This window comes from Phyllobacterium sp. SYP-B3895 (assembly GCF_009647635.1).
Taxonomy (GTDB): Bacteria; Pseudomonadota; Alphaproteobacteria; order Rhizobiales; family Rhizobiaceae; genus Phyllobacterium; species Phyllobacterium pellucidum.
On record NZ_WJIG01000002.1, the window covers coordinates 1,056,293 to 1,082,392 of the forward strand.

General features: G+C 60.8%; 27 protein-coding genes. 6 read left to right on the plus strand and 21 right to left on the minus strand.

Annotated elements, in window-relative coordinates:
• Nucleotides 1-16 precede the first annotated feature (16 nt).
• The 8 genes from GF108_RS11580 to urtA form a co-directional block, all read right to left on the minus strand.
• Nucleotides 17-913 (minus strand): LysR family transcriptional regulator, encoded by an 897-nt coding sequence (locus GF108_RS11580; protein ID WP_027230176.1) that lies wholly within the window; start codon nucleotides 911-913, stop codon nucleotides 17-19.
• A gap of 79 nt (nucleotides 914-992) precedes the next feature.
• Nucleotides 993-1,367, minus strand: a complete 375-nt coding sequence (locus GF108_RS11585) for a helix-turn-helix domain-containing protein (RefSeq protein ID WP_370462137.1) — start codon at nucleotides 1,365-1,367, stop codon at nucleotides 993-995.
• A gap of 8 nt (nucleotides 1,368-1,375) precedes the next feature.
• A complete protein-coding gene (locus GF108_RS11590) occupies nucleotides 1,376-1,627 on the minus strand; it encodes a type II toxin-antitoxin system RelE/ParE family toxin (protein ID WP_153668044.1) in 252 nt (83 codons plus the stop codon).
• A 70-nt stretch (nucleotides 1,628-1,697) separates the two neighbouring features.
• Nucleotides 1,698-2,393, minus strand: coding sequence for an urea ABC transporter ATP-binding subunit UrtE (gene urtE / locus GF108_RS11595; RefSeq protein WP_153668045.1), 696 nt, complete (start codon nucleotides 2,391-2,393; stop codon nucleotides 1,698-1,700).
• A gap of 7 nt (nucleotides 2,394-2,400) precedes the next feature.
• On the minus strand, nucleotides 2,401-3,147 hold the full coding sequence (gene urtD, locus GF108_RS11600; RefSeq protein WP_091949785.1) for an urea ABC transporter ATP-binding protein UrtD: 747 nt from the start codon (nucleotides 3,145-3,147) through the stop codon (nucleotides 2,401-2,403).
• Nucleotides 3,148-3,150: 3 nt separating this feature from the next.
• The gene (gene urtC / locus GF108_RS11605; RefSeq protein WP_153668046.1) at nucleotides 3,151-4,329 is read right to left on the minus strand and encodes an urea ABC transporter permease subunit UrtC; all 1,179 of its coding nucleotides are present in this window, start codon (nucleotides 4,327-4,329) and stop codon (nucleotides 3,151-3,153) included.
• Nucleotides 4,326-5,951 (minus strand): urea ABC transporter permease subunit UrtB, encoded by a 1,626-nt coding sequence (gene urtB, locus GF108_RS11610; RefSeq protein ID WP_246663915.1) that lies wholly within the window; start codon nucleotides 5,949-5,951, stop codon nucleotides 4,326-4,328. Before urtB ends, urtC begins: the two co-directional genes overlap by 4 nt.
• A 100-nt stretch (nucleotides 5,952-6,051) precedes the next feature.
• Nucleotides 6,052-7,350 carry an urea ABC transporter substrate-binding protein gene (urtA, locus tag GF108_RS11615; RefSeq protein WP_153668047.1) on the minus strand — a complete coding sequence of 433 codons (1,299 nt, stop codon included), beginning with the start codon at nucleotides 7,348-7,350 and terminating at the stop codon, nucleotides 6,052-6,054.
• A 312-nt stretch (nucleotides 7,351-7,662) separates the two neighbouring features.
• On the opposite strand from urtA, the gene GF108_RS11620 reads away from it, so the two are divergent.
• Both GF108_RS11620 and GF108_RS11625 read left to right on the plus strand, forming a co-directional pair.
• Nucleotides 7,663-8,001 (plus strand): TIGR01244 family sulfur transferase, encoded by a 339-nt coding sequence (locus tag GF108_RS11620; RefSeq protein ID WP_153668048.1) that lies wholly within the window; start codon nucleotides 7,663-7,665, stop codon nucleotides 7,999-8,001.
• A gap of 4 nt (nucleotides 8,002-8,005) precedes the next feature.
• Nucleotides 8,006-9,301 carry an aminotransferase class I/II-fold pyridoxal phosphate-dependent enzyme gene (locus GF108_RS11625; RefSeq protein WP_153668049.1) on the plus strand — a complete coding sequence of 432 codons (1,296 nt, stop codon included), beginning with the start codon at nucleotides 8,006-8,008 and terminating at the stop codon, nucleotides 9,299-9,301.
• On the opposite strand, the gene GF108_RS11630 is transcribed toward GF108_RS11625, so the two are convergent.
• Nucleotides 9,298-9,675 (minus strand): glyoxalase superfamily protein, encoded by a 378-nt coding sequence (locus tag GF108_RS11630; RefSeq protein ID WP_153668050.1) that lies wholly within the window; start codon nucleotides 9,673-9,675, stop codon nucleotides 9,298-9,300. The two genes, GF108_RS11625 and GF108_RS11630, sit on opposite strands and share 4 nt — an antisense overlap.
• 122 nt (nucleotides 9,676-9,797) lie before the next feature.
• A complete protein-coding gene (locus GF108_RS11635) occupies nucleotides 9,798-10,988 on the minus strand; it encodes an acyl-CoA dehydrogenase (RefSeq protein WP_153668051.1) in 1,191 nt (396 codons plus the stop codon).
• Nucleotides 10,989-11,131: 143 nt separating this feature from the next.
• Here GF108_RS11635 and mutL point away from each other — a divergent pair, with 143 nt between their 5' ends.
• From mutL to GF108_RS11650, 3 genes are all read left to right on the plus strand, one after another.
• Nucleotides 11,132-12,997, plus strand: a complete 1,866-nt coding sequence (mutL, locus tag GF108_RS11640; RefSeq protein WP_153668052.1) for a DNA mismatch repair endonuclease MutL — start codon at nucleotides 11,132-11,134, stop codon at nucleotides 12,995-12,997.
• An 84-nt stretch (nucleotides 12,998-13,081) separates the two neighbouring features.
• On the plus strand, nucleotides 13,082-13,318 hold the full coding sequence (locus GF108_RS11645; protein ID WP_027230185.1) for a DUF2093 domain-containing protein: 237 nt from the start codon (nucleotides 13,082-13,084) through the stop codon (nucleotides 13,316-13,318).
• Between the two features lie 5 nt (nucleotides 13,319-13,323).
• Nucleotides 13,324-13,779, plus strand: a complete 456-nt coding sequence (locus tag GF108_RS11650) for a hypothetical protein (RefSeq protein ID WP_113281836.1) — start codon at nucleotides 13,324-13,326, stop codon at nucleotides 13,777-13,779.
• Here GF108_RS11650 and lpxK read toward each other — a convergent pair.
• The 11 genes from lpxK to GF108_RS11705 all read right to left on the minus strand — a co-directional run bounded on the left by lpxK (nucleotide 13,774) and on the right by GF108_RS11705 (nucleotide 25,571).
• The gene (gene lpxK / locus GF108_RS11655; RefSeq protein WP_153668053.1) at nucleotides 13,774-14,805 is read right to left on the minus strand and encodes a tetraacyldisaccharide 4'-kinase; all 1,032 of its coding nucleotides are present in this window, start codon (nucleotides 14,803-14,805) and stop codon (nucleotides 13,774-13,776) included. The genes GF108_RS11650 and lpxK overlap by 6 nt on opposite strands.
• On the minus strand, nucleotides 14,802-16,124 hold the full coding sequence (gene waaA, locus GF108_RS11660) for a lipid IV(A) 3-deoxy-D-manno-octulosonic acid transferase (RefSeq protein ID WP_153668054.1): 1,323 nt from the start codon (nucleotides 16,122-16,124) through the stop codon (nucleotides 14,802-14,804). Before waaA ends, lpxK begins: the two co-directional genes overlap by 4 nt.
• Nucleotides 16,121-16,894 carry a lysophospholipid acyltransferase family protein gene (locus GF108_RS11665; protein ID WP_153668055.1) on the minus strand — a complete coding sequence of 258 codons (774 nt, stop codon included), beginning with the start codon at nucleotides 16,892-16,894 and terminating at the stop codon, nucleotides 16,121-16,123. The genes waaA and GF108_RS11665 overlap by 4 nt, the downstream gene beginning before the upstream one ends.
• A 30-nt stretch (nucleotides 16,895-16,924) precedes the next feature.
• Nucleotides 16,925-17,173, minus strand: coding sequence for a DUF4170 domain-containing protein (locus GF108_RS11670; RefSeq protein WP_027230190.1), 249 nt, complete (start codon nucleotides 17,171-17,173; stop codon nucleotides 16,925-16,927).
• 36 nt (nucleotides 17,174-17,209) lie between these two features.
• Nucleotides 17,210-18,019, minus strand: coding sequence for a 3'(2'),5'-bisphosphate nucleotidase CysQ (locus tag GF108_RS11675; RefSeq protein ID WP_153668056.1), 810 nt, complete (start codon nucleotides 18,017-18,019; stop codon nucleotides 17,210-17,212).
• Nucleotides 18,006-19,349 carry a TldD/PmbA family protein gene (locus GF108_RS11680; protein WP_153668057.1) on the minus strand — a complete coding sequence of 448 codons (1,344 nt, stop codon included), beginning with the start codon at nucleotides 19,347-19,349 and terminating at the stop codon, nucleotides 18,006-18,008. The genes GF108_RS11675 and GF108_RS11680 overlap by 14 nt, the downstream gene beginning before the upstream one ends.
• Before the next feature lie 131 nt (nucleotides 19,350-19,480).
• Complete coding sequence (locus GF108_RS11685) at nucleotides 19,481-20,392, minus strand: patatin-like phospholipase family protein (protein WP_153668058.1); 912 nt, start codon at nucleotides 20,390-20,392, stop codon at nucleotides 19,481-19,483.
• An 11-nt stretch (nucleotides 20,393-20,403) separates the two neighbouring features.
• On the minus strand, nucleotides 20,404-21,723 hold the full coding sequence (locus tag GF108_RS11690) for a pitrilysin family protein (protein ID WP_153668059.1): 1,320 nt from the start codon (nucleotides 21,721-21,723) through the stop codon (nucleotides 20,404-20,406).
• Nucleotides 21,720-23,201, minus strand: a complete 1,482-nt coding sequence (locus GF108_RS11695; RefSeq protein ID WP_153668060.1) for a pitrilysin family protein — start codon at nucleotides 23,199-23,201, stop codon at nucleotides 21,720-21,722. The genes GF108_RS11690 and GF108_RS11695 overlap by 4 nt, the downstream gene beginning before the upstream one ends.
• Nucleotides 23,202-23,250: 49 nt before the next feature.
• On the minus strand, nucleotides 23,251-23,808 hold the full coding sequence (rsmD, locus tag GF108_RS11700) for a 16S rRNA (guanine(966)-N(2))-methyltransferase RsmD (protein ID WP_370462138.1): 558 nt from the start codon (nucleotides 23,806-23,808) through the stop codon (nucleotides 23,251-23,253).
• A 2-nt stretch (nucleotides 23,809-23,810) separates the two neighbouring features.
• On the minus strand, nucleotides 23,811-25,571 hold the full coding sequence (locus GF108_RS11705; RefSeq protein WP_153668062.1) for a pseudouridine synthase: 1,761 nt from the start codon (nucleotides 25,569-25,571) through the stop codon (nucleotides 23,811-23,813).
• Between the two features lie 97 nt (nucleotides 25,572-25,668).
• On the opposite strand from GF108_RS11705, the gene GF108_RS11710 reads away from it, so the two are divergent.
• Entirely contained in the window at nucleotides 25,669-26,100 is a 432-nt protein-coding gene (locus GF108_RS11710) for a nucleoside deaminase (RefSeq protein WP_153668270.1), read from the plus strand.

Consider the following 26,100-nt stretch of genomic DNA (forward strand, 5'->3'; position numbering starts at 1 on the left):
CGATAGAAGATTTCTATCAAACCATGTCCAAGCTTTGCGCAAGGGCTCGCGCTTCGTGCAGGAGCGCCGACACCAGTGGGGTATGCGGTTCGCGGTCGGCCGCAACGAGTCCGACAAGGTGGCGCGCATCGGGCTCGACAATGGGGATGGCGCGGATCGGTTCGGCAAATCCGAGCGTCTCAGCAAGGTTGAGCGGCATGATGCTCGCCCACTTGCCAGTGCGAATGTGCGAGAACAGCACGATCATCGAATTCGATTCGAGCGTCGGATGGACCTCGATTCCCGCCTCTTGCAAATGCTTGTTGATGAGGCGGCGGTTCTGCATGTCCATGGTGAGCAGGCAGAGCGGTAATTGTCCGACCTCCCTCCAGGTAACGGACTGCCGGTCAGCATGGGTACTGCCGGCCGATGTGATGAGCTGGTAGCGCTCGGTATAAAGCGGCACCGAAGTGACACGCCCGAGTGGCTCATTGTCGAGATAGCTTATGCCGACATCGATTTCGAAATTGCTCAGCAGCGTCAGAACTTCAAGCGAAGTGCGCGACGTTACCGAGAACGTCACGTCCGGGTGCTTCTCCCGAAACGGTGTCGTCAGCCGCGACACCATGGCCAGCGCGGTCGGAATTGCCGCGATCTTTACGTGACCGGCAAGTCCAAGGCGGGCGGCGCGCAATTCCTCGCGCATGGTGCGCGTATCGCCGACGATGCGACGCGCCCATTCAAGAACGCGCTGGCCTTCGGACGTGAGCCCCTTGAAGCGCGAGCCCCGCTGGACGAGAACGACGCCGAGCGTGTCCTCGAGCTGACGGATCGCGGCCGACAGCGTGGGCTGGGTCACGCCGCATTCCTCGGCGGCACGACCGAAATGCCGATGCCGCGCCAGCGCGATGAAAAATTCCAGCTTGTCGATCATCAAGGTTGCTCCTTCGGAGCGAACCTAGCGATGTTGACCTGTCGTCAGCAAGGCAAGTTTTCTGCAGCAAACATTTCCGTCAGACCAGGTCGTCAAGATCGACGCGCAGCACAGCGGCAATCTTCTTCATGGCCGACAACCCGCCTTCCTTCTTGCCGTTTTGAATGTCGGACAAGTAAGATGGGCTGAGGCCAGCCGCCGAAGCAAGTTCACGGTTGGACAGACCGCGATATTCTCGCCAAACCCGAAGCTTGTTCTCACCTGCAAGTATGCGGTCGGCAATTGCCGAGGGAACAAGTTCATCTTTGCCCGAGACAAGCCGGGCCTTTACTTCATCATAGGCGACGAGATCCTGCGCCATCTCGGCATCGTGCACGAGCTTTTCGTAATGCGCGCGCGGCACAACCACCATTTCATCGCCGCTCGGCGTCGTGAAAATCGTCATCTCATTCATAACAGCCTCTATTCATAAATACCGCCGCGCGGTCCAATCTGAAGAATGCTCAGAACCGTACCGTCATCGTCGAATATGACACGCCAGTCACCTACGCGTAGCCGATAGCCCGTCCTCCCCTGCAACCGGACAACATTTGCCGCCTGCGCGCCAGGATTCGACGCATATTGCTCGATTTTCGATCGGATGCGTCCCGCAACATTCACAGGCAAACGCGAAAGCACTTTCAGCGCAGACCGACTGTAATTAATTTCTTTCATAACAATATTATCAAATGGCGATCAAAGTTTCAAACTTAGAATTCACTAATAGCGAATACTAAAGGCAAATTCAAACAGTCAGGAACTTGCGGACCTCCGGCCGCTCGAGGCTCGGCGCATCGCCGGAATGAACGATCTCACCGCGATCCATGATATAGACATGGTCGGCGAGTTCGCGGCAGAAGTCGAGATACTGCTCGACGAGAAGGATGGCGAGGCCGGCCTGGTCGCGCAGAAACTGGATGGCGCGGCCGATATCCTTGATGATCGATGGCTGGATACCCTCGGTCGGTTCATCGAGCACCAGCAGTTTCGGCCGCGTCACCAGCGCACGGCCGATTGCCAGTTGTTGCTGCTGGCCGCCGGAAAGATCGCCGCCCCTGCGACCCAGCATCGTCTTCAGGACCGGAAACAGCTCGTAAACTTCCGCGGGCACGGTGCGATTGCCGCGTGAGGCGGCGGCAAATCCAGTTGCCAGATTTTCGCGGACGGTGAGCAGCGGAAAAATCTCGCGGCCTTGCGGAACGAAGGCAATGCCGGCGCGTGCACGCTCATAAGACGGCTTCCGGTCGATCGGCGCGCCTTCGAACCGGATCGACCCCGATGACAGCGGGTGCTGGCCGACGATGGCGCGCAGCATGCTCGTCTTACCGACGCCGTTGCGGCCGAGAACGCAGGTAATCGACTTCGGCTTGACCTCCAGCGATACGCCGCGCAGCGCCTGAGCGGCGCCATAGTGGAGAGAGGCATTTTCAACGCTGAGCATGATGTTCCTATCGTCCGAGGTAAACTTCGATGACGCGCTGGTCGTTGCTGACATAGTCGAGCGAGCCTTCCGCCAGAACCGAGCCTTCATGGAGGCACGTGACCTTGACGTCGAGTTCGCGCACGAAATGCATGTCGTGTTCGACCACTAGCACCGAGCGCGTCTTGGCAATTTCGCGCAGGAGCTTGGCGGTTTCCGCCGTTTCAGCATCTGTCATGCCCGCGACAGGCTCATCGACGAGCAGCAGCTTCGGATCTTGCGCGAGCAACATGCCGATCTCAAGCCACTGCTTCTGGCCGTGCGAGAGATTTGCGGCCAGCCAGTCCCGCTTGGTGTGCAGGCGGATCGTGTGAAGAATGTCGTCGATCCGCTCCGCCTCATCGGCACTCTGGCGATGGAACAGCGCCGAGAAGGCCGAGCGCGGGCCGGCCAGCGCAAGCACAAGATTGTCCTCGACGGTATGGCTTTCAAAAACAGTCGGCTTCTGAAACTTGCGGCCGATGCCGAGAAGCGCGATTTCCGCCTCGTCGTGGCGGGTAAGGTCGATCTCGCCCTTGAAATAAACGTCGCCCGTATCCGGGCGGGTCTTGCCGGTGATGATATCCATCATCGTTGTCTTGCCGGCGCCGTTCGGGCCGATAACTGCGCGCATTTCACCGGCCTGGAGCACAAGGGACAGATTGTTGATGGCGCGAAAACCGTCAAACGAGACCGAGACGCCATCGAGATAGAGGAGTGTATCCTTGGCTTTCATGGTCTACTCCGCTGCCTGGGGTTCGGCGATCGGTGTCGCACTTTCTGTTGCCGGGGAGCCCGGTTCGATGCGCTTGCGAGCGATGCGGTCCTTTCGCTTTGTCTGCCATGTGCCGTAAAGGCCGAGTATGCCCTTCGGAAGGAACAGGGTGACCAGGATGAAAAGGGCGCCGAGCGCAAACAGCCAGATCTCCGGAAATGCCGCGGTGAAATAGGTCTTGCCGAAATTGACCAGCACCGCGCCGAGAATCGGCCCGATGATGGTGCCGCGGCCTCCCACGGCAACCCAGATTACCGCTTCGATGGAATTGGCGGGCTCGAACTCGGAGGGATTGATGATGCCGACCTGCGGCACATAAAGCGCGCCGGCAATGCCCGCCATCATGGCGGAGACGGTCCAGACGAAGAGTTTGTAGCGATCGACCCGATAGCCGAGAAAGCGCATGCGGCTCTCCGCGTCGCGCACGCCAACGAGGACCTTGCCGAGTTTGGAGCGGACAATGAAACTGGTTACGAATACGGCAAGCGCCAGGAACAACGCCGTTGCCGCAAACAGCATCGAGCGCGTGCTGTCCGCCTGAATGTTGAAGCCGAGAATATCCTTGAAATCGGTGAGGCCGTTATTGCCGCCAAATCCCATGTCGTTGCGGAAGAACGCAAGAAGCAAGGCGTAGGTCAGAGCCTGGGTGATGATCGACAGATAAACGCCGGTGACACGCGAGCGGAAGGCAAGCCAGCCGAAGCCAAAGGCGAGAATGCCGGGGACCAGCACAACCATGAGCGCCGCGAACCAGAAATGGTTGAAGCCGTGCCAGAACCACGGCAGTTCATTCCAGTTGAGGAACACCATGAAGTCGGGCAGCACCGGATCGGCATAGACGCCGCGCGGACCGATCTGGCGCATCAGGTACATGCCCATCGCATAGCCGCCGAGCGCGAAGAATGCGCCATGGCCGAGCGAAAGGATGCCGCAGAATCCCCAGACAAGATCAAGAGCGACCGCCAGCAGGGCGTAGGTCAGGTACTTGCCGATCAGCGACACGAGATAGGTCGGCACATGCAAGGCCGATGTCGGCGGCAGCAGCAGGTTCGAGAGGGGAACGAGGCAGGCCAGCGCCACCAGCAAGGCGATGACGATTGCACCACGACGGTCGACATGGGTGAAAAACCACTGCGTGATCATGCCTCGATGGCCCTTCCCTTGAGTGCGAAGAGACCACGCGGACGCTTCTGGATGAACAGGATGATCAGCACCAGCACGAGGATCTTGCCGAGGACGGCTCCCGCGAAGGGTTCGAGGAACTTGTTGGCTATGCCGAGCGACATCGCGCCGACCAGCGTTCCCCAGAGATTGCCAACGCCGCCGAAGACGACGACCATGAAACTGTCGATGATATAGCCCTGACCCAGATTGGGGCTGACATTGTCGATCTGGCTCAGCGCCACGCCGGCAATGCCGGCTATGCCGGAGCCGAGGCCAAAGGTCAGCGCGTCGACCCAGGGCGTCCTGATACCCATGGCGGAGGCCATGCGCCGGTTCTGTGTAACGGCGCGCATGCGCAGCCCGAGCATCGTCTTCTTCAGCACCAGTTGCAGCACCCCGAAGACCGAAAGGGCAAAGACGATGATCCACAGGCGCGACCAGGTGAGCGTCAGGAGACCGAGATCGAACGACCCTGCCATCCATGATGGGTTGCCGACCTGAACGTTTGAGGCGCCGAACCAGGAGCGGATCGCCTGCTGCAGGACCAGCGAAATGCCCCATGTCGCAAGCAGGGTTTCCAGCGGACGGCCATAGAGGAAGCGTATGATGCCGCGCTCGATGACGACGCCGACGGCGCCCGAGACGATGAAGGCCGCAGGCAGCGCAATGAGCAACGAATAATCGAAAAGGCCCGGTGCCGAGGCGCGGATGATCTGCTGCACGACAAAGGTGGTATAGGCGCCGATCATGACCATCTCGCCGTGGGCCATGTTGATGACGCCCATGACGCCGAAGGTGATCGCCAGACCGATCGCCGCAAGCAGGAGCACGGAGCCCAGCGACAGCCCGTAGACGATATTCTGGATGCCGTTCCACAAGGCGAGCTTGCTGTTGATACTGTCGATCGCCGAACGCGCGGCGTCGCCCACCGGGCCGTCGCTAGTTTGGAGCGGCGTCAGGAGTCCCAGTGCGTCGCGGCTGTTGCCGGCGGTGACCTCCGCAATAGCCGCGATCTTGGCGTCATCCGGCGCGGCCGAATTCAGCACCGCCGCAGCTTTCGCCTGCTGCATCACGGCCTTGATTCCGCTATCGTTTTCCGCCGCGATGGCCTGATCGAGCAAAGCGATGGACTCGGGATCGCGGGTCTTCAGAATTGTTTCGGCGGCGGAGCGTCGTTCCGCAGGATTGTCGCTCATCAGCGTGAGCCCGCCGATCGCCGCTGCTATATCGCGGCGCAGACGGTTGTTGACCTTGATCTTTTCCGCGGCATTGCGCGGCACGGGTGCAAGCTTGGCACCCGTCAGGGGATCGGTGGCGGCGTAATCCGAGCCATCGCGTTTGCCGATGAAAACGGCCTTGTCCGCCTTGACGATGTATAGATCGCCGGCCGTCAGCGCGTTGAGGATGGCGGATACGCGCGCATCGCCGGTCTTGGCGAGGCCGGAAACCGCCTTCGTCGTCTCGTCGAAATTTTCTGCGGCGAGGGCCTGAATGAGCGGCCGCAGCGTGGCATCGTCGACCGTTTCGGCCCGCGCTTCCATTCCAGGCGCAAACACGCCCGAGAGCACAAGGAATACGGCCAGCAAGCGGATCAATTGCATAAAACAATCCTGGGTACGAGTATCCTCGGAGTGGCTCCACCCCCACTTGCGTGGAGGTGGAGTGGCTTCGGATGTGCCCCAAACCGAAGCCGGGTAGGCATCAGTTGGTCACGCCGCCGCACTTGCCGCTGACGACGTTGAAATTGCCGCATGACATCGGTTTGCGCCAATCGGAGATGAGGTCCTTGGAGCCCGGCAGGTAATCGGACCATTCGTCGCCGACAACGAGACCGGGCGTCTGATAGACAATGTCGAACTGGCCGTCGTCCTGCACTTCGCCGATCAGCACCGGTTTTGTGATGTGATGGTTCGGCATCATCGTGGCAGAGCCGCCGGACAGGTTCGGTACCGACACGCCGACGATGGAATCGATCACCGCATTGGAATCCGTGGTACCGGCAGCTTCAACTGCCTTCACCCACATGTTGAAACCGATATAGGCCGCTTCCATCGGGTCGTTGGTCACGCGCTTGTCGTTCTTGGTATAGGCGTGCCACTCCTTGATGAACTCGGCATTGGCATCGGCATCGACCGACTGGAAGTAATTCCAGGCGGCAAGGTGGCCGACCAGCGGCTTGGTATCGAGGCCCGCAAGTTCTTCTTCACCCACCGAGAAGGCAACGACGGGAATGTCTTCCGCTTTGATGCCCTGGTTTGCGAGTTCCTTATAGAAAGGCACGTTCGCATCACCGTTGATGGTCGAAACGACTGCGGTCTTCTTGCCGGCCGAACCGAATTTCTTGATGTCGGAGACGATCGTCTGCCAGTCGGAATGGCCGAACGGCGTGTAGTTGATCATGATGTCCTCATCCTTGACGCCCTTGGCGTTGAGGTAGGCCTTCAAAATCTTGTTCGTGGTCTGCGGATAGACGTAGTCGGTACCGGCGAGCACCCAGCGCTCGACACCCTCTTCCTTGGCAAGATAATCGACGGCGGGAATCGCCTGCTGGTTCGGCGCGGCGCCCGTATAGAAGACGTTGCGCGAGCTTTCCTCACCCTCGTACTGCACGGGATAGAACAGCATGGAGTTGAGCTCTTCGAAGACCGGCAGGACCGATTTGCGCGACGATGACGTCCAGCAACCGAAGACGGCGGCGACCTTGTCCTGCTCGATCAGCTGGCGGGCCTTTTCCGCAAAGAGTGGCCAATCCGACGCCGGATCGACGACCACCGCTTCGAGCTTCTTGCCAAGCACGCCGCCCTTCTTGTTCTGCTCATCGATGAGGAACAGCATCGTGTCCTTGAGCGTGGTTTCGGAAATCGCCATGGTCCCGGAAAGGGAGTGCAGGATGCCGACCTTGATCGTGTCATCCGCAGCTACGGCAGGCGAGAAAGCCAGCGCCGCGCCCATGGCCGCGGCCGCAAAAGTCCCGATAAATCTGGCTGTTAGACTGGACATTCAGGTAAACCCCTCTTTTTGGTTGTGTGTACCAAGGGATTAAAAGCAATGAGTGTGCCAACTTCGGCAGCAGCATTGAAAATTATAAATTCTTCAAATTTATCGGTATTTTAGCGCCTGCTCCCGGTTAGCCGGCTTGCAGGTGGGAAGATTGCGCCTCGCTAATACCAAGCACTTCCGCTTATACTTTAGTCATATCTGCACTCGTGATGATAATTTAATCACGGGCGCGGGACAGAGATGCTTTTCAGATGGCGTTGACCATCGTTTGATGTATGGTGAGGCGACTTTCACACTTCCCAGGGACATAAGATGGATATCCGTCAAATCGACGAAGGCTACGCCGTGAGCGGCCAGATTTCACCCGACGACGTTCGCGATCTCGCCGCGGCAGGCTATCACACGATCATTTGCAACCGCCCGGACGGTGAATCGGCCGATCAGCCCGACTTTGCCGAGATCCAGAACGTTGCCGAAAAAGCGGGCATAGCGATTTACTACGTCCCTGTCGTTTCAGGGCAATTGACACAGGACGACGTCGACGCCATGGCGCGCGCGCTTGACGAGGCCGAGGGTCCCGTCCTCGCCTATTGCCGTTCGGGCGCCCGCTCGACCAATATTTACGGCATCGTCCAGCAGCAGAAGGGCTAACCACATGCTCCCCATCGCTGATCTTGGCGCCGATGAACTCGACGCCCTGCGCAACCGCGTCCTGCGCGATTACGAAGCCTTCCGCGCTAAGGGGCTGAAGATCGACATGACCCGCGGGAAGCCGAGCCCGGAACAGCTCGATCTCGCCAATGGCATGCTGGTTCTTCCAGGCAACGGCGACCACTTCAGTGAGGCAGGCGAAGACGCTCGCAACTACGGCGGGCTCCAGGGTCTTGCCGAAACCCGCGCATTGTTCTCCCCCATGATGGGTGCGTCGGCCGATCGCATCGTCGTCGGCGATAATTCGAGCCTCGCCATGATGCATGATTGCTTGCTCTGGGCGATGGTGAAGGGCGTACCGGGCGAAATGGAGCCCTGGTCGCAGCAATCAGGTTCGCCGGCCTTCATCTGCCCGGTTCCCGGCTACGACAGGCATTTCGCCATCTGCGAGGAATATGGCATTCGCATGCTCCCCGTCCCGCTCACCGGGCACGGCCCCGACATGGATATGGTCGAGGAACTCGTCGCCGATCCCGACGTCAAGGGCATGTGGTGCGTTCCCAAATACTCCAATCCCTCGGGCGAAACCTATTCGACCGAAACGATCGAACGCCTTGCAGCCATGCGAACTGGTGCGCCAGACTTCCGCCTGTTCTGGGACAACGCCTATGCGGTGCACCACCTGACGACAGAGCGGCATGAGATCGCCAACATTATCGAGCTCTGCGCGCAGGCCGGCCATCCCGACCGCGCCTTCGTCTTCGCATCGACCTCCAAGATCACACTCGCCGGTGCGGGGCTCGCCCTGTTCGCATCGTCAGCGGCAAATGTGAAATGGTATCTCGCCCGGGCCGGCAAACGCACCATAGGGCCAGACAAACTGAACCAGTTGCGGCATGTGCGCTTTCTGAAGAGCATGGAGGGCCTGGCCCGGCATATGGACGCGCACCGCGCCCTCATCGCGCCGAAATTCGATTCGGTCATCGAGGCGCTGGAAACCCGCCTCGGCGGCACTGGCGTTGCGCGGTGGACGAAGCCGGATGGCGGCTATTTCATCTGCGTCGACGCCATGCATGGCACCGCTCGTGACGTGGTCGAACTGGCAGGCGAAGCCGGAGTGGTTCTGACCCCGGCAGGCGCCACCTCTCCTTACGGCCGCGATCCCAACGACAGCACTCTGCGCCTTGCTCCGACGTTTCCGTCACAGGAAGAGGTGCGTCTCGCTTCTGAAGGTATCGCGCTGTGCATTCTCCTTGCCGCCGTGGACAAGCTCATCGCACTGCGCGAAGGCGGCGTCTAAATCCGCTGTCCGACGTCGACCCGGTTGCCGTCCGGGTCGGCGAAGACAAATGCGCGCTGGCCATAATCCTGGTCTTTCAGCGACTTGACGATACGAACGCCCTTGGCTTCGCAGACCGCGTAGAATGTCGCTATGTCGTCGACGAACATATGAAATGCGTTCGTCGTCGTCCTCGCAAGTTCGCGAACCTGACTAAGGTGTATCTCCGCGGCATCCTTTTTCAGAACCATGAAGCCGACCGGGTTGCCGTTTTCAAAGACCTTCTGAAAACCGAGAACCTCGCAATAAAAAGCGCACGCAGCCTGTATGTCTTTGACGGAGAGACCGGGCGCAGCGCGCCCGAACGTGACGGTGTGAATATCCGGTTGGCTCATCGCTCACTCCTGAGATTATAGGGCAGAGGCGGCGGTGCGCATGCTTGATTTTGGAGCGGTGTCCTCGAGTAGACTTCGATACAACAGGGCGGCATCGAAGTCCATCCGAGGATAGTCGAGCGTCAGAAGAAAGCCTGGATACCGGTCTGTGCCCGGCCGAGGATGAGCGCATGCACGTCGTGCGTGCCCTCATAGGTATTGACCGTTTCGAGGTTCTGCGCGTGGCGCATCACATGATAGCCGATCTGGATGCCGTTGCCGCCGTGCATGTCGCGCGCCATCCGGGCGATGTCGAGCGCCTTGCCGCAATTGTTGCGCTTGACGAGGCTGATCATTTCCGGCGCGACCTTACCTTCGTCGAACAGGCGACCGACACGCAGGGAGGCCTGCAGGCCAAGCGTGATTTCCGTCTGCATGTCCGCGAACTTCTTCTGGAACAGCTGGGTGGCGGCGAGCGGGCGGCCGAACTGCTTGCGATCGAGCCCGTACTGAACGGTCCGCTGCCAGCAATCTTCGGCGGCGCCGAGGACGCCCCAGGAAATGCCGTAGCGGGCGCGATTGAGGCAGCCGAACGGGCCCTTGAGCCCGGAGACATTGGGCAGCAGATGCTCTTCGCCGACGACGACGCCGTCCATGACCACCTCGCCGGTGATCGAGGCGCGCAACGACAGCTTGCCGCCGATCTTCGGCGCAGAAAGGCCCTTCATGCCCTTTTCGAGGACGAAGCCGCGGATCTGACCGTCATGGGCGTCCGACTTCGCCCAGACGACAAAGACATCGGCGATCGGCGAGTTTGAAATCCACATCTTCGAGCCGGACAGGCGATAGCCGTCAGCGACCTTCTCGGCGCGGGTTTTCATACCGGCAGGGTCGGACCCCGCATCGGGTTCGGTGAGGCCGAAACAGCCGATCCATTCGCCGGAAGCGAGCTTCGGCAGATATTTGCGGCGCTGCTCCTCCGAGCCGTAAGCGTAAATCGGGTACATGACCAGTGACGACTGTACGCTCATCATCGAGCGATAGCCGCTGTCCACGCGCTCGACCTCGCGCGCGACGAGGCCATAGGCGACGTAGGAGGCACCGGCCGTGCCGTATTCTTCGGGAAGCGTCACCCCAAGAAGCCCCGACTCGCCCATCAGCTGGAAAAGCGCAGGATCGGTCTTTTCTTCCAGATAGGCCTCTTCGATACGCGGGAGAAGTTCGCCTTGCGCAAACGCCCGTGCACTGTCGCGGATCATCCGTTCGTCTTCGGTCAACTGCTCTTCCAGGAGAAAGGGATCAGTCCAGACGAAGGACGGCTTGGAATTGGCCATAATTGTTTTTCCTCCTTAAATGTGAAGCAAGACCTATCATCAAATCCAATCCGATGACCAGATGCTTTCCCGGCCGATTTTTCCGGGGGATGCCGGCTCTCCGCGGATTTCGCGGACGCGGCGAATCCACTATAGATTTTGCAATGCCCATCAAGCAGCTCACCGAGACCATCATCAACCAGATCGCAGCCGGCGAAGTCATCGAACGTCCGGCAAGCGTGGTCAAAGAGCTCGTCGAAAATTCGATCGATGCGGGCGCAACGCGGATCGAGGTCGTCACCGCCGGCGGCGGCAAGAACCTTATCCGCATCACCGATAACGGTTCGGGCATTCGCTCCGACGAACTTGCCCTTGCGGTGGCGCGCCACTGCACGTCGAAACTCACCAATGATGTGCACGATATTCGCGCCCTTGGTTTTCGCGGCGAGGCCTTGCCCTCTATCGGATCCGTCTCGCGCCTGTCGCTGAAATCACGCACATTCGAAGCGGATTCCGGCTTCGAGATCAGCATCCATGGCGGCCGCCAGGACGGGCCGCGCCCGACCCCGATGAACGGCGGGACCATCGCGGAAGTGCGCGACCTTTTCTTCGCCACGCCAGCCCGCCTCAAATTCATGAAGACCGACCGGGCCGAGGCATCGGCAATCAGCGATGTCGTCAAGCGCATCGCCATTGCCTTTCCGCATATCCGCTTTTCGCTTGCGGGCAGCGACCGCACGCCGATCGAGCTGGCGGCGACCGGCGCGGGATCGACAGGAATGCTGGAGCGGATTTCGCAGGTACTCGGCAAGGAGTTTCCGGAAAATGCCATCGCCATTGATGCCGAGCGCGATGGCGTGCGCCTGACCGGCTTTGCCGGCATCCCGGCGTTCAACCGTGGCAACAGCCTGCATCAGTTCGCCTATGTCAATGGCCGGCCCGTGCGCGACAAGCAAATCTGGGGCGCAATCCGCGGCGCCTATGCCGATGGGATCGCGCGCGACCGCCATCCGGTCGTCGTCCTGTTCCTCAATCTCGATCCGGCGCTGGTCGATGTGAATGTGCACCCGGCCAAGGCGGATGTGCGTTTTCGCGATCCGGGGCTTGTGCGCGGCCTTATCGTCGGGGCAATCCGGGAAGCCCTCGGTCAATCCGGCATCCGGGCCGCAACCAGCGGGGCCGAGGCGATGCTGCATGCCTTCAGGCTTGGCGGTGCGGAGGGCTCGCGTGCTGCCCCGCTCCATCAGAATTGGCGCGGCAGCGCCGCCGTCAATCAGAATTACTCCGTTGAACAATCCCCATACCGTCCGTTCGAAGTCGAAGGCGCTCTCGCCGCCGATACCCGTGACGGATTTGCCGAACCGGCGCAGCCATTCCTTTATGATGTCGCGCAAGCCGTGGCAGCCGATGCACGCGGTGCGGCCACTGAGGCTTCAAAGGAATTGCTTTCCGCGCCCCTCGGAGCCGCACGCGCGCAGGTACACGCCAACTATATCGTCGCGCAGACCGAGGACAGTCTTGTCATTGTCGACCAGCATGCCGCGCATGAACGTCTTGTCTATGAGGCCCTGAAGAACGCATTGCATTCACGGCCGCTGCCCGCCCAGATGCTGCTCATCCCCGAAATCGTCGACCTGCCGGAAGAGGATGTCGAACGGCTCGCGGCCCATGCAGAAACGTTGGTACGTTTCGGCCTGGGTATCGAAGCCTTTGGACCGGGTGCGATCGCCGTGCGCGAAACGCCGTCCATGCTAGGTGAGATCGATGCGCAACAACTCGTCCGCGACCTTTCCGACGAGATCGCCGAGCACGATACGTCGAATGGCCTGAAAGGTATTCTCGATCATGTCGCGGCCACCATGGCCTGCCATGGCTCGGTCCGCTCGGGACGGCGGTTGAAGCCGGAAGAGATGAACGCACTCTTGCGCCAAATGGAAGCAACGCCGGGCTCGGGCACCTGCAATCACGGTCGGCCTACCTATATCGAGCTGAAACTCAGCGACATAGAGCGTCTTTTCGGCCGGCGATAAGGGGGCTTTCAATCGCGCAATGCTTGACCACCTGCGGCTCTGAGCCGTAAATGAACATTCAATCGACTGGAACATCGGCAGAATATGAACAGATTTGAAGGACCGGGCTCGCGCGAAGCCAAAATTCGTTATCTCGACGGCGACTTTCAGGTCCTGTCGCCGGGTTCCTATGTACTTTGCGCCGTTACCTCGGAGAAGATCCCCCTGGACGAACTCAAATATTGGAGCGTCGCGCGTCAGGAGGCCTATGCCGATGCGCGCATTTCGCTCGAGCGCGAGCTTCAGGTGAACCCCGACCTGCGCAGTCGAAGCAAAGGCTGAGCGATATGCTGACCCGCCGCGCAACCCTGTTCACTCTTCTCGCGGCTGGAATTCTTGTGAGCGGCTGTACCACCGATACGGCCAGCAATGCGCCGGCATATACGGGCCCGGTTAAAACAATCCGGGGCTATCTGCAGGGACCGCCATGGGCACGCCTCACTGCAAGCTCAGTGGTGTTCGTCACTGCCTACGACGCAAGCCGGGGTAATTCGGCTCCAATGCCGCGGCTGGCCCGCACCAGCTTTACGCTGAACAGAAACGGCACATTCCCGGTCGCCTATGAAATCAGGGTTCCGGCGGCAGCCTCGACCCGCGTCGCGCTTGGCGTCGAAATCACCCGCGCCGGAGGAACGCTCTTCTCTAACGACAGGCTCTACAGCCAGACCACGGGAACGAGCCTTAATGTTCCGATGCGCGAAGCGCCTCCGCGGATCAACCGGAGGTACCCCGGCATTTTATGAGGCATCCCGGCGCCGGTGACGGGCGCGATCGCGCGTTTCCCGTATGATGCGAGCGGGTGCGCCGGGCTGGTTGAAAACGAGTTCCACCTCCAAAACCGAGGTACGGCCGGCAAATGCCTTCGCCGCCTCGCTGCCGTCGAGAAGCCTCACCAGGTCTTTGGCTGTTGTGACCGGCGTCAGGTTTTCCCCATCGGCCGCTTCAGCGAGTCCGGCGAGATTTTCGTCCGTGTACGGATGATGGTCTGGAAAGGCGCGCGTTTTCTCGACGATCCCGCCCGCTTCGCGAAGCGTCGTAAAAAACTTGTACGGATCACCTATGCCGGCGAAAGCCAGTAATCGTTTGCCGGCTATCTCAGATGTGGATATCGGCTCAAGAACTCCTTCATAGATCGGTTTTGCCACCCGTGCCGCATTGCGAATGACCCGGTCGGCGCCGTTCGCTGTACCGATCTTGAGCACCGCGTCGGTTCGCACCAGTTGGTCGATCAACGGCGCGCGCAAGGGTCCTCCCGGCAAGACGTGGCCATTGCCGACGCCGCGGCCGGCATCCACCACCATCAGTGCGAAATCGAAATGCAGGCGGGCGCTTTGAAAGCCGTCATCCATGATGATGAAATCGCATCCGGACTGCTGTAATGCCTGTGCCGCGGCAAAGCGGTCGGACGTGACGATAACCGCCGCGTGCCGGGCGAGCAACAGTGGTTCGTCGCCGACAAGGCGGGCGCTGTCATGTTCTGGATCGACACGATGCATGCCCGAAAATGCGCCGCCATAGCCGCGCGAAACGATGCCGGGCGTCAGCCCGGCTGCGATTGCGGCCCTGGCAAAGGTGATTGAGGTCGGGGTCTTTCCCGCACCGCCCACGGTGAAATTGCCGATGCATAGCACCGGGACCGGAACCGCGGGAGGCTTCGCCCGCCTTATGCGGCGCCCGGCCACGCTGCCGTAGATTTTGGAAAACGGGCTTAGCGCCCAGGCCCGCCAATCCGGCTTGTCCCACCAGAAAGGAGGGGCCTCGCTCATCATTTCCAGCCGCCTTCGCGATTGCTGAGGCGTGCCTGCAGAACGAGCGGCTGGATGAAGGGCTCAAGTGCGGTCAAGGTGCGATCAAGCGATCCGCGCATGTCCTCAACGGTCTTGAGGCCAGCGTCGATCATGACCTGGCGTTCTTCCGGATTATTGAAGAGATAGTTGACCGCGCCTGCGAGCATATCCTTGTCGCGCACCAGTTTCGCTGCGCCATTCTTGATCAGGCGCTGATAGGAATCGCGGAAATTCTGAACATTGCGCCCGGAGAGGATCGCGGATTTGAGCATGGCCGGCTCGAGTGGATTCTGCCCGCCTTGCGCGGTCAGCGACCGGCCGACGAATGCGATTTCCGCAAGGCGGAGATAGAGGCCCATATCGCCGATCGTATCGCCGAGATAGATATCCGTATCGGGCTCGATCTGATCTGCCTTGCTGCGCAGAGCCACCTTCATGCCCATTTTTTCGATTGCCTCGGCGATCTCCGGGGCACGATCAGGATGGCGCGGCACGATGATTGTCAAAAGATCTCGATGGCGCGCTTTCAGCATGTGATGCACCTGCGCAACGATCTCCTCTTCGCCCTGATGCGTCGAAATCGCGGCCCAGGTCTTGCGGGTGCCGATCATGCGCTGCATTGCGGCAAGTTCAGTATTGTTCACGGGCGGTACGGCCGTGTCCACCTTGAGGTTGCCGGATACCGTCACCGGCCTTGCGCCAAGCGCCCGGAACCTTTCACCGTCGATATCCGATTGGGCAACGACGTGGGCGAGATTTTCGAACAGGGCCTCGGCGATCGAGGGCCGCTTGTGCCAGCTGGCAAAGGAGCGATCGGAAAGGCGTCCATTGACGAGCACCTGCGGAACCCGCCTGGTGCCAAGTTCCAGGATCGTCATCGGCCAAATCTCGGATTCGCAGATGATGGCAAGATCAGGCTGCCAATGGGTGAGGAAGCGGTCGACGGCGGGCTTCAGGTCGAGCGGCACATATTGATGGATGACGCGGTCGCCGAGGCGCTCCTGCACCATCTTAGCCGATGTAACCGTCCCGGTCGTCAACACGACATGGATGTCCATGTCGACGATGGCTTCGACAAGCGGCGTGACAGCCGACGTTTCGCCAACGCTCGCCGCATGGACCCAGATAAGCGGACCGGATGGGCGGGCAACGCTTGCGACACCGTAGCGCTCGCCCTGACGGCCACGCTCCTCCTTGCCCTTGCTGGCGCGGAAGGCGACATAGGCGCCGACAATGGGAAATGTTGCCGCGCCAATCCAGCGATAGGTGCCAAGCACCAGGCGTGCCCATCTTTCGCTCATGCCGCGCCGTCCACGAGTTCATGCACGCGCTTGGTGTTCGCGTTCAAACTATTGGTCAATTCGACACGCTTGGCTTCGAGCATTGCTTCATCTGCATCGTCGGGAACAAAGATCGGGTCGCCGACAATCAACCCCGATTTGCCGAATGGCAAGGGAATGGTGGTCTTGTCCCAACTCTTCTCCAGAACTTTTCTGCGGGTGGTCAGGTAGCAGATCGGCAAAATCGGCCGTCCGGAAAGCTTGGCCAGCAGAATAACGCCGGGACCGCTATCGCGCGGCGTTCCATGCGGAATATCCGCGATCATCGCCGCGGTCTTGCCTTCTGCCAGCGCCTTTTTCAAAACGAGCAGCGCGCGTGCGCCACCCTTTTCCGTCCCCTTCGAGCGGTCGCGACCGCCCGAGCCGCGCACGATCTCCACGCCGAAGCGCTCGGCAACGCGGGCATTGAGTTCCGCGTCCTTGCTCTTGGAAAACATGGCGACGAAGCGCACGCCGCGCGGCATAAGGAATGGCGCCATCAGATGCTGGCCGTGCCAGGCAACGGCGATGAACGGCTCACCCCCGCGTTTCATATCTTCGAGATCCGAAGACCCCTTGAGCCGGGGATTGGTCAGATGCACCAGCCGGAAGAACTGCGTAATCAACCATACGATCATGCTGCGGACGATCGGCGAATTCGCCAGCGGGCCGCGCACCGACCGCCAGAAGCGCTTGAGCGCTCCAGCTTTGCGGCGAGGCGCTTTGGCCGTTGCTGAATTCTGGTCAATCATGCCGATCTTTGTCCGACCACGCGCACGCGGTCAGTCCGCCTTGCCCGTGGCAGGATCCAGCAAGCGATGCATGTGGACGATGAAATAGCGCATATGGGCGTTGTCCACCGTCGCTTGCGCCTTCGACTTCCATGCGCGCTGCGCCGAGGCAAAATCCGGATAGATGCCGACAATATCGAGCTTGTCGAGGTCGCGGAACTCGACACCGCCGAGTTTCTTCAGCTCACCGCCGAATACAAGGTGAAGCAGTTGCTTTTGATCCGAAGTGTTTTCGCTCATGTGCCTGTCCAAATGATCGAGAAGGTTGCTGACTGTTTATCCGAACGCGGTTTCGGCGACAACGTCCAACATGTTATCCATGAGCAATCCGCTTGCGGCAACGAGCGCGCCGTGGCGATAGTCGCCATTGCTGGTGTCGGTAAGACCGTAGGTGAGTGGCTTTCCGTCCGCGGCGACGACCCGGCCACCGGCTTCCGATAGGATGAGGTCGGCCGCTGCAAGATCCCAGTCATGCGAACTTGGCCGCACGAAAGTGCCCGCGATATCGCCGCGCGCCACCATGGCGATCCGATAGGCGAGCGAGGCGACGTACGGCATGTGTTCGATGGAGGAGAGAAAGTGTTCCGGCAGCCGCTTGATGAAGGCCGAGGGACCGGCCACCTTATAGGGAAGGTGCTGGGCCTGGACATGAATGGCGGCGCCGTTCTGCGTCGCCCCGCCGCCTGGCGTCGCCATGATGATTTCGCTGCGGGCCGGGCAGTCGAGAACGCCGGCGACGGGCCGGCCGTTTTCGATGACGGCAACGCTGACACACCAGACGTCGGCACCTTCGATGAAGGCCCGCGTCCCATCGATCGGGTCGACGACGAAGAAGCGCTCTCGCGGCGAAGCGGCTCGTTCGTCCTGGGTTTCTTCGGAAATCCAGCCGTAATCCGGGCGGGCCGTCAGCAGCATGTCCTTCAGATACTTATCGGCGGCAAGATCGGCCTCGGTTACCGGCGAGTTGCCGGTTTTCATCCAGACCTGCGGCGCCTGCCGAAAGTAAGACAGAGCGATCCGGCCTGCGCCCTCGGCGGCCTGCCGGATCAGTTCCAGGTCTTCAAGATTGAGCTTACTTGCCGGCAAGTGTCATGCCTTCGATTACGAGTGTCGGGCTGGCAATGCCGAAATTGCGATCGATATCATTTGCCGCAGTGAGATTAAGGAACATGTCCTTGAGATTTGAGGCGATCGTCACTTCGCTGACCGGATAGGCGAGTTCGCCATTTTCGATCCAGAAGCCCGAAGCACCGCGGCTGTATTCGCCGGTGATCATGTCGACACCATGGCCGAACAGTTCGGTAACGTAAAATCCGGTACCGACGTCGCGCATCAGATCTTGCGGCGACTTCTCGCCGGGTTCGATGGAGAAGTTCGTCGAGGCGGGCGTTACTGTCGAGCCCGAACGCACGCCCCTGCCATTGGTGGCGAGGCCAAGTTCCTTTGCTGTCGAGGTCGACAGGAACCAGTGCTTCAGGACGCCATTCTCGATCATGGTCAAGGGAACACCCTCGATGCCCTCGCCGTCAAACGGGCGCGAAGAAGAACCGCGCACCCGCAACGGGTCGTCGTTGACACTGATCGCGTCGCTTAGAATCTTCTCGCCCATGCGATCCTTAAGGAAGCTTGTCTTGCGTGCTACTGACGCACCATTGATGGCGCTGGCAATATGGCCGGCGATACCGCGGGCGACGCGAGGGTCGAAAACGACGCTGACGCGGCCAGTTGCCGCCTGGCGCGCGCCAAGCCGCTTGACCGCGCGCTCTCCGGCCGATCGCCCGATGGCGGCAGCGTCTTCAAGCGCGTCATAGAAAATGCGCGACGAAAAATCATAGTCCCGTTCCATGGCGGTGCCGCTGCCGGCGATGGCGCTGACGGAGCGGGAAAAACGCGATCCCACATATTGTCCGGCAAAGCCGCCTGATGTGACGAGCACGAGGCCGCCCATTCCAGCAGATGCGGAGCCTCCACCCGAATTGGTAACACCCTCGACGGCGAGCGCGGCTGCCTCGGCGGCCAGCGCGGCTTCGGTCAATTGCGCGGCGTTAACGACGGTCGGGTCGTAAAGGTCGAGATCGCGAATTTGGCGGGCAAGATTTTCAGGAGCGGCAAGACCCTCGAAGCTATCGTCCGGCGATACTTTCGCCATGGCGACGGCGCGTTCGGCCAAGGCCTTTGGATCGGCCCCGCCGTTGGCAGATATGCTGGCGATCTTGCGACCGACGAAGACGCGCAGGGAAAACTCATCGCTCTCGGAAGATTCGGTCTCTTCGACCTTTCCGAGCCGTACGCTAACGCCCGCGGAACGCGAGCGGGCAACGACTGCGTCGGCCGCGTCGGCGCCAGCTTTTTTTGCAGCTTCGACGAGCGCGGTCGCTTTGTCTAGAAATTCACGGGAGTTCAAAGAGTCGCTCATTGCTATACCTGATTATATGAATGATTAGGGTAATTTATCGTATGGTCGCATGCACCCTCCTATATGGTGCAAATTTGCGCCTATCAAGGCGGGCCGAACGAACAATCGGCATCGGCGGACGCTGATTACCGTCATTCCGCGTCGCTGTCGCCGCCACGATCGGCATAGGTGATCGCCGCGTCAACGGCGCGTTTCAACTCGTCCTTGATCCCCGCCGATTCCTCGAGCACCTGCTGGATTCGCAGAAAATCCAGAACGCCGAACCGTGCCACGCTCGGGCGCAGGAAGATTGCCGGAGCCTGCGTGCGCAGGCGGGTCGCGATGATCGATTGCATCATCAATTGGCTGGCACCGAACATGGCCTCGATTGACGAGGGTGATCTGCCGATATCGCCTTCCGGTCCGCCGACGACATCGATGGCAATGACGAACCGCGCCTTGTCCATCAAATGGTCGAAGGGAACGGGATTATAAATGCCGCCGTCGATCAGGATACGGTCGTCTCGTCGCACTGGCCGGAACAAGGCGGGGATCGCAGCGGAGGCGGCGACGGCATTGTAAAGATCGCCCTCGGCCATCACGACCTCGCGCTGTCCGTAGAAATCGGTCGCGGTGACGCTGAGCGGGATCGCAAGTTCCTCGAATGTTTCGGGAATTGCGCCGGGAAGGAAATGCTTCAGAACCTTTTCGATGTTGAACTGGCCGAGGCGAAATCCGCCGCCAAACATCTCACCGAAGCTTGCCGGGCGCAGCTTCCACAGGCGCGCTGCAATCTCACCACGTTTGGAGAGGATCGCGACCGCATATTCGCGAATCTCGACCCCAGACATGCCGGCTGCCATGCCCGCGCCCATGATCGCGCCGATGGACGATCCTGAGATCGCGGCAGGCCTGATGCCAAGTTCGTCCAGGGCTTCAATGACGTTGATATGAGCGATGCCGCGCGCCCCGCCACCGCCGAACGCGACGGCAAAGGTCGGCTCGCGCGGGATTTTACCTGCGCCTATCGACCCGTTTGCCTGATCAAGTTCGCGCGCGGCCATTGGTTCTTTTCCTATGAAAGCGGCGGGCCAACGATCAGGATCGCCGGGTCCGTCAACAACAGTTTCCTGGCCGCTGCCTTCACCTCATCCAAGGTCACAGCATTGATGAGATCGGCACGCTTGTCGATGTAGTCGCGGCCGAGATTCTCATCCTGAAGGCCGACCAGCGTGCTGGCAACCGCCGACGAGGAGTCGAGATTGTTCACCGCATAGGACCCAACGAGATATTTCTTGGCTTCTGCCAGTTCCTCCTCGGTCGGCCCGTCCTTGGCCATCTTTGCTGCTTCTGCCTTGAGGATTTGCAGCGTTTCGCTGGCCCGATCGGCCCGCGTTGCGGTCGAGATCATCAAAGCCGCCATATGATCGCGGTTGGCGAGATTGGAACCGGCCGAATAGGCAAGTCCGCGCTTTTCCCGCACCTCATTGTAGATGCGCGAGGAAAACGTCCCGCCGCCGAGGATATGGTTCATGATGTAGGCGGCAAAGAAGTCTGGATCCTTGCGGCGGACACCCGGATAGACCATCGAAATCGAGGTCTGCGGCAGTGCATAATCGACCTGGGTGGTCTTGCCGAAGGCAAGTTTTGCGTCGCTGACCGTCTCGAGCTGGGCTTTCTCGGGCAGATCGCCGAAGACCTTGTCGAGAAGCGGTTTCAGGTCCTCCGGGCTGATCGATCCGACAACGCCGACAATCAGATTATCCCGGGCAAAGTTCCGCTTGTGAAATGCAGCAAGGTCGTCGTGATTGATGCTCGTGAGACTTTGCTCCGTGCCTTCCGATTGACGGCCGTAGGGGTGGTCGCCGTAGAGTGCCTCGGCGAATTTGCGCCCGGCAATGGTGTTCGGATTGCGCTCCGAAGCCTTGATGCCGGCGATAACCTGCTGGCGAATGCGGTCGATCGGGGCCTGGTCGAAGCGCGGGTTGTTGACGGCCAGCGTCAGCAACTCGACAGCCTCATCGCGCTTGTCCGACAGCATGCGCATCGAGCCGGTGATACTGTCGTCATCAGCATTGAAACTCATCTCGGCGCCGACATCGTCGAGCTTGTCCTGGAACGAATTGGAATCGAGATCGCCTGCGCCCTCGTCAAAAAGCCCGGTCATGAGGTTGGCAAGGCCGTCCTTGCCCTTCGGGTCCTGTGCGGAACCACCCTTGAAGGCAAAGCGCATGGACACGAGGGGCACGAAATCATCCTGTACCAGCCAGGCGCGTATTCCCTTCGGCGAGACCACTTCCTTGATCTCGACCGCATAGCCCGGGACGACGGCAACAAGGAACAGCAGGAACGTTGCCGCGAGCCGCGAAGTGATTGGGGTAACGGCGCGGATCATTGGACGACTCCTTCGGCGGGCGCTTGCGGCTGTTCCTGTTCGGCGGTACCGGGCGCCGCCTCCCCATCGGCGGGCACATCGGGCTTGCCGTCTTCGGGCATGAGGTAGCTGGTAACGGAACGGCCATCGACGAGATAGCGCTTGGCCACGGCCTGGATGTCCGCGACCTTCACAGCCTTTATGCGATCCGGCCACTCCTGGATATCCTTGATGGTCTGGCCGGTGGAAAGCGTCGAACCATAGATGCGCGCCATTCCCGCCTGGCTGTCCCGGGCAAAGATCATGCTTTTCAAGAAGCGATTGCGCGCCTTTTCGACCTCATCCTCGGTGACGCCGTCCTTGATGATGCGGGCGATTTGCGCATCGATGCCGGCCTCGACATCGCTCAGGGTAGCATCCCCGCGCGGCGAGCCATAGACGCCGAAACTGCCGTCGTCGAGCGATCCGCCCTGATAGAAGGCGCCGGCGCTCGCCGCCGAACCGTCCTTGACGACCAGGGCCTGATAAATCCGGCTGCGCGAAGACCCACCAAGGATTTCGCTCAGAAGGTCGAGAGCCTCCGCCTCGCCCGGCTTGGCGTTCGTATAGGAGGGTGCGAGCCACATCTTCTGGAAGCTCGGCTGCGACACGCGCGGGTCGGCAAGTGAAACCGTGCGTTTGGTATTCTGCTCCGGCTCCTGCGGCCGGTCGCGCTTGCCCGGCTCCGCCCGGCGCGGCACCTTGCCATAGGTCTTTTCCGCCAAGGCTTTGACGGTTGCGGGATCGACGTCGCCAGACACGACGAGGGTCGCATTGTTGGGCGTGTAATATTTCACGTAGAAGGCCAGCGCATCCTTGAGGTTCAGCTTTTCCATCTCATTCAGCCAGCCGATGACCGGCATGCGATAAGGGCTGTTCTGGTAAAGCGTGGCGTTGACCTCTTCGGCAAGCAGCGCGCCGGGATTGCTGTCGGTGCGCGAGCGACGCTCCTCGAGCACGACATCGCGCTCGGTTTTCACGACATCGTCATTGAGGATCAGGTTCTCCATGCGGTCTGCCTCGTAGGTCATGACCATTTCAAGGGCCTGAGGCGACACCTGCTGGTAGAAGGCGGTGTAGTCGTAGGAGGTAAAGGCATTTTCCTGCCCGCCGATCTCAGCGACCTTGCGGGAAAACTCGCCGGCCGGATAGGTCTTGGTCGCCTTGAACATCAGGTGTTCAAAAAAATGTGCAATGCCCGATTTTCCGGGTTCTTCGTCGGCCGAACCGACGTGGTACCACAGCATGTGGGTGACGACCGGAGCCCGACGATCCGGGATAACCACGACTTCGAGCCCGTTGTCGAGGTAGAATGACGAGACGAGGTCATCCTTGCTTTCAGCGGTCGCCGCAGGCGTTTGCACGGCAGTTTCAGCCTGGGCAGGGGCATAGAGGCCCGCGCCGGCGAGCGCGCCGGTTAAAACAAATGCCGCAAATGTGCGGCGTATAGTCGGGATCATTGAAATCGGTCCAGTACTGTTTTTCAGGATTGCGATACAATCCCGCTGTTTACGTCTTCAATGTGACAAGCCGAATGATTGTTCCGCCATACGGACGTTCCTCGACAACAGAAAAACGCGCATCGAGTTCGACCACGGCGTCGGCCTCCTCTTCGAGGACCAGCAGCGTGTCGCTTTTCAGCCAGCCGCCATCAAGGGCGGACTTGAATGCCAGTTCGCCAAGGCCTTTCGAATAGGGCGGATCGGCGAAGACCAGATCGAACGGCTCGATTGTGCCGGCCTCACCGAGTTTGGTCGCATCGCGGCGAAAAATCTTGGTATTGCCGAGAAGGCCGAAGGCTTCGACGTTGGTGCGGATCAGTCCCCGGCCCTCGGTCGATTCCTCAATGAATACACCATAGCGCGCGCCGCGCGACATGGCTTCGAGGCCGAGAGCGCCGGTGCCGGCGAAAAGGTCGAGGACGCGCGTCGCCTCGAACTTTTCGGGATAGTTGTGCACCAGAATATTGAAGAGGCTTTCGCGCGTACGGTCGGTCGTCGGCCGGATCGCATTCGATTCCGGCGTTGCGAGGGAACGTCCGCGAAATCTGCCGCCGACAACGCGCACGATCAGCCCCGCGGTTTGTTGCCACGCGGCGGACGCGAACCACCCGGACCGCCCGGCCCGCGACGTCCGCCGCCACCCGGTGCATCGCCGCGCGGCTTGCCGCCGCCGTAGGGACGATCGCCGGACTTTGCGGGGCCGCGTGCGGGCTTGCCGCTCGCACCGTAGGGCCGATCCGCGCGGGCGGGCCGCTCCGACTGGAATGACTGGTCACCGCGCTGCTCGCGCTCTTTCAACTCGGCGCGTTCGCGCTTGCCTACACGGGGCGGCCGCGCCGGACGTTCGCCTTCGGTCCGGCCAGCACCGAATGCGCGCTTCGGCTTCTCCGCGCCCTGATCGTCATTGGCAAATGGCCGGGGCGAATAAGGCCGGCGCTTTTCCTCGCCGCCAGGACGGATGCCGAACGACCGTTCTTCGCGCGGGCGATCGCTACGTGCCCGCGGCGCGCCGTCATTCGAACGCTGGGGCCTCTCGCTGCGGTTCTCGCCGCGGCTTTCGCCGCGCTTCTCTTCCATTCGTGCCTTAGGCTTGCCGAGTGGGCGCGCGCCGGGCGCCATCCAGACATTGGCGGTACGGCCGGAACGCGTGGGGATTTCTTCCTCCTTAGCGCCACGGCCGGGCTTCGGCCCTGCTGCACGCGGCGGGCGCGGCTTGCGGTCTTCGTCGCGCGGAGGGCGGGCCGGCCGCTCGCTGCGATCGGTCGTCAGGCGTGACAAGGATTCCTCGCGCTTTTCGTCGGCGGTCTTGCGCGGCGGGCGGCGTTTGGCGACAGGCGCACTCGATATCCACTCGGAAGAGCCGCGCGTCGGGCGTTCACGCGCATCGCTCACGGGCTGCGCCAATTCACCCTTCACCGCATCGTTGGAGAAAACGTTGATGATCGGCGCATCGAAATCGGCGCCGGATTCCTCGATCAGCCGTTCGCCGAGCTGATCGCGCAGCGTGCGGCCGTTCATCTCGCGCACGGCGCCTTCCGGAAGGTCGCCAAGCTGGAACGGGCCATAGGAAATGCGGATAAGCCGGTTCACCGACAGGCCGAGGGCACCGAGCACGTTCTTAACTTCGCGGTTCTTGCCTTCGCGCAGCCCGACCATGATCCACACGTTCGAGCCCTGTTCGCGTTCAAGCGTTGCTTCGATAGCGCCATAGAAAACGCCATCGACAGCAATTCCGTCCTTCAAGCCGTCGAGCTTTGCCTGCGTGATCGAGCCGTGGGCGCGCACGCGGTAGCGGCGCAGCCAGCCGGTCGACGGCAATTCGAGCGCCCGCGACAGACCGCCATCATTGGTCAGCAGGAGCAGCCCTTCTGTATTGATATCGAGACGGCCAACGGAAAGAACGCGTGGCATATCTTTCGGCAGCGATTCAAAAACGGTCTGGCGACCTTCCGGATCGCGATTGGTCGTAACCAGGCCTGCAGGCTTGTGGTAGAGCCAGAGGCGCGTCCGCTCCTTTTCCGGCAGCGGCTTGCCGTCCACTTCAATGCGGTCGCTGCGCTTTACATTGATCGCGGGGCTGTCGAGACGCCGTCCATTGACGGATACGCGGCCCGCGGCAATCATCGTTTCGGCTTCGCGGCGCGAGGCTATGCCGGCACGCGCCAAGCGCTTGGCGATACGCTCGCCCTCTTCCGCTACAGCGGCGGCATCGTCGAATTTGCGCGGCGCGGGGCGCCCGCCACGGGACGAACCCGCGGGCTTCTTGTCGAAGCTGCGCTTTGCAAAGGGGCGTTTGCCGCCCTTGTCATTGTCATTTGAACTTGTCATGGAGTTAAGCCTTTCAGCAGGGCTCACTACCAGCTATGAGGTTGGCTTGCGAGCAAATTCTGGATTGCGGGGCGGCGTGACGCAAAAAACTGACCCGATGGGCCTGGCACTCACCGAAGCGAAAAGCGCCGAGATGCGCGGCGAAGTTCCTATCGGCGCGGTCCTCGTCAAGGATGGCGCGATCCTCGCAAGCGCCGGCAATCGCACGCGCGAGCTCAACGATCCAACTGCGCATGCAGAGATGCTGGTCATCCGCGAGGCCTGCCGCGCCTTGAGCAACGAACGGCTCACGGGCTGCGATCTCTATGTGACACTGGAACCGTGCACGATGTGTGCGGCGGCTATTTCCTTCGCCCGCATCAGGCGTCTTTACTATGGGGCGCAGGACATCAAGGGCGGCGGCGTCGAGAACGGCGCGCGGTTCTATGCGCAGCCGACCTGCCTGCATGTTCCCGAAGTCTATCCAGGTTTCCGGGAACAGGAGGCCGAAGACATGCTGAAGGCGTTCTTCCGCACCAAACGGCTCTAG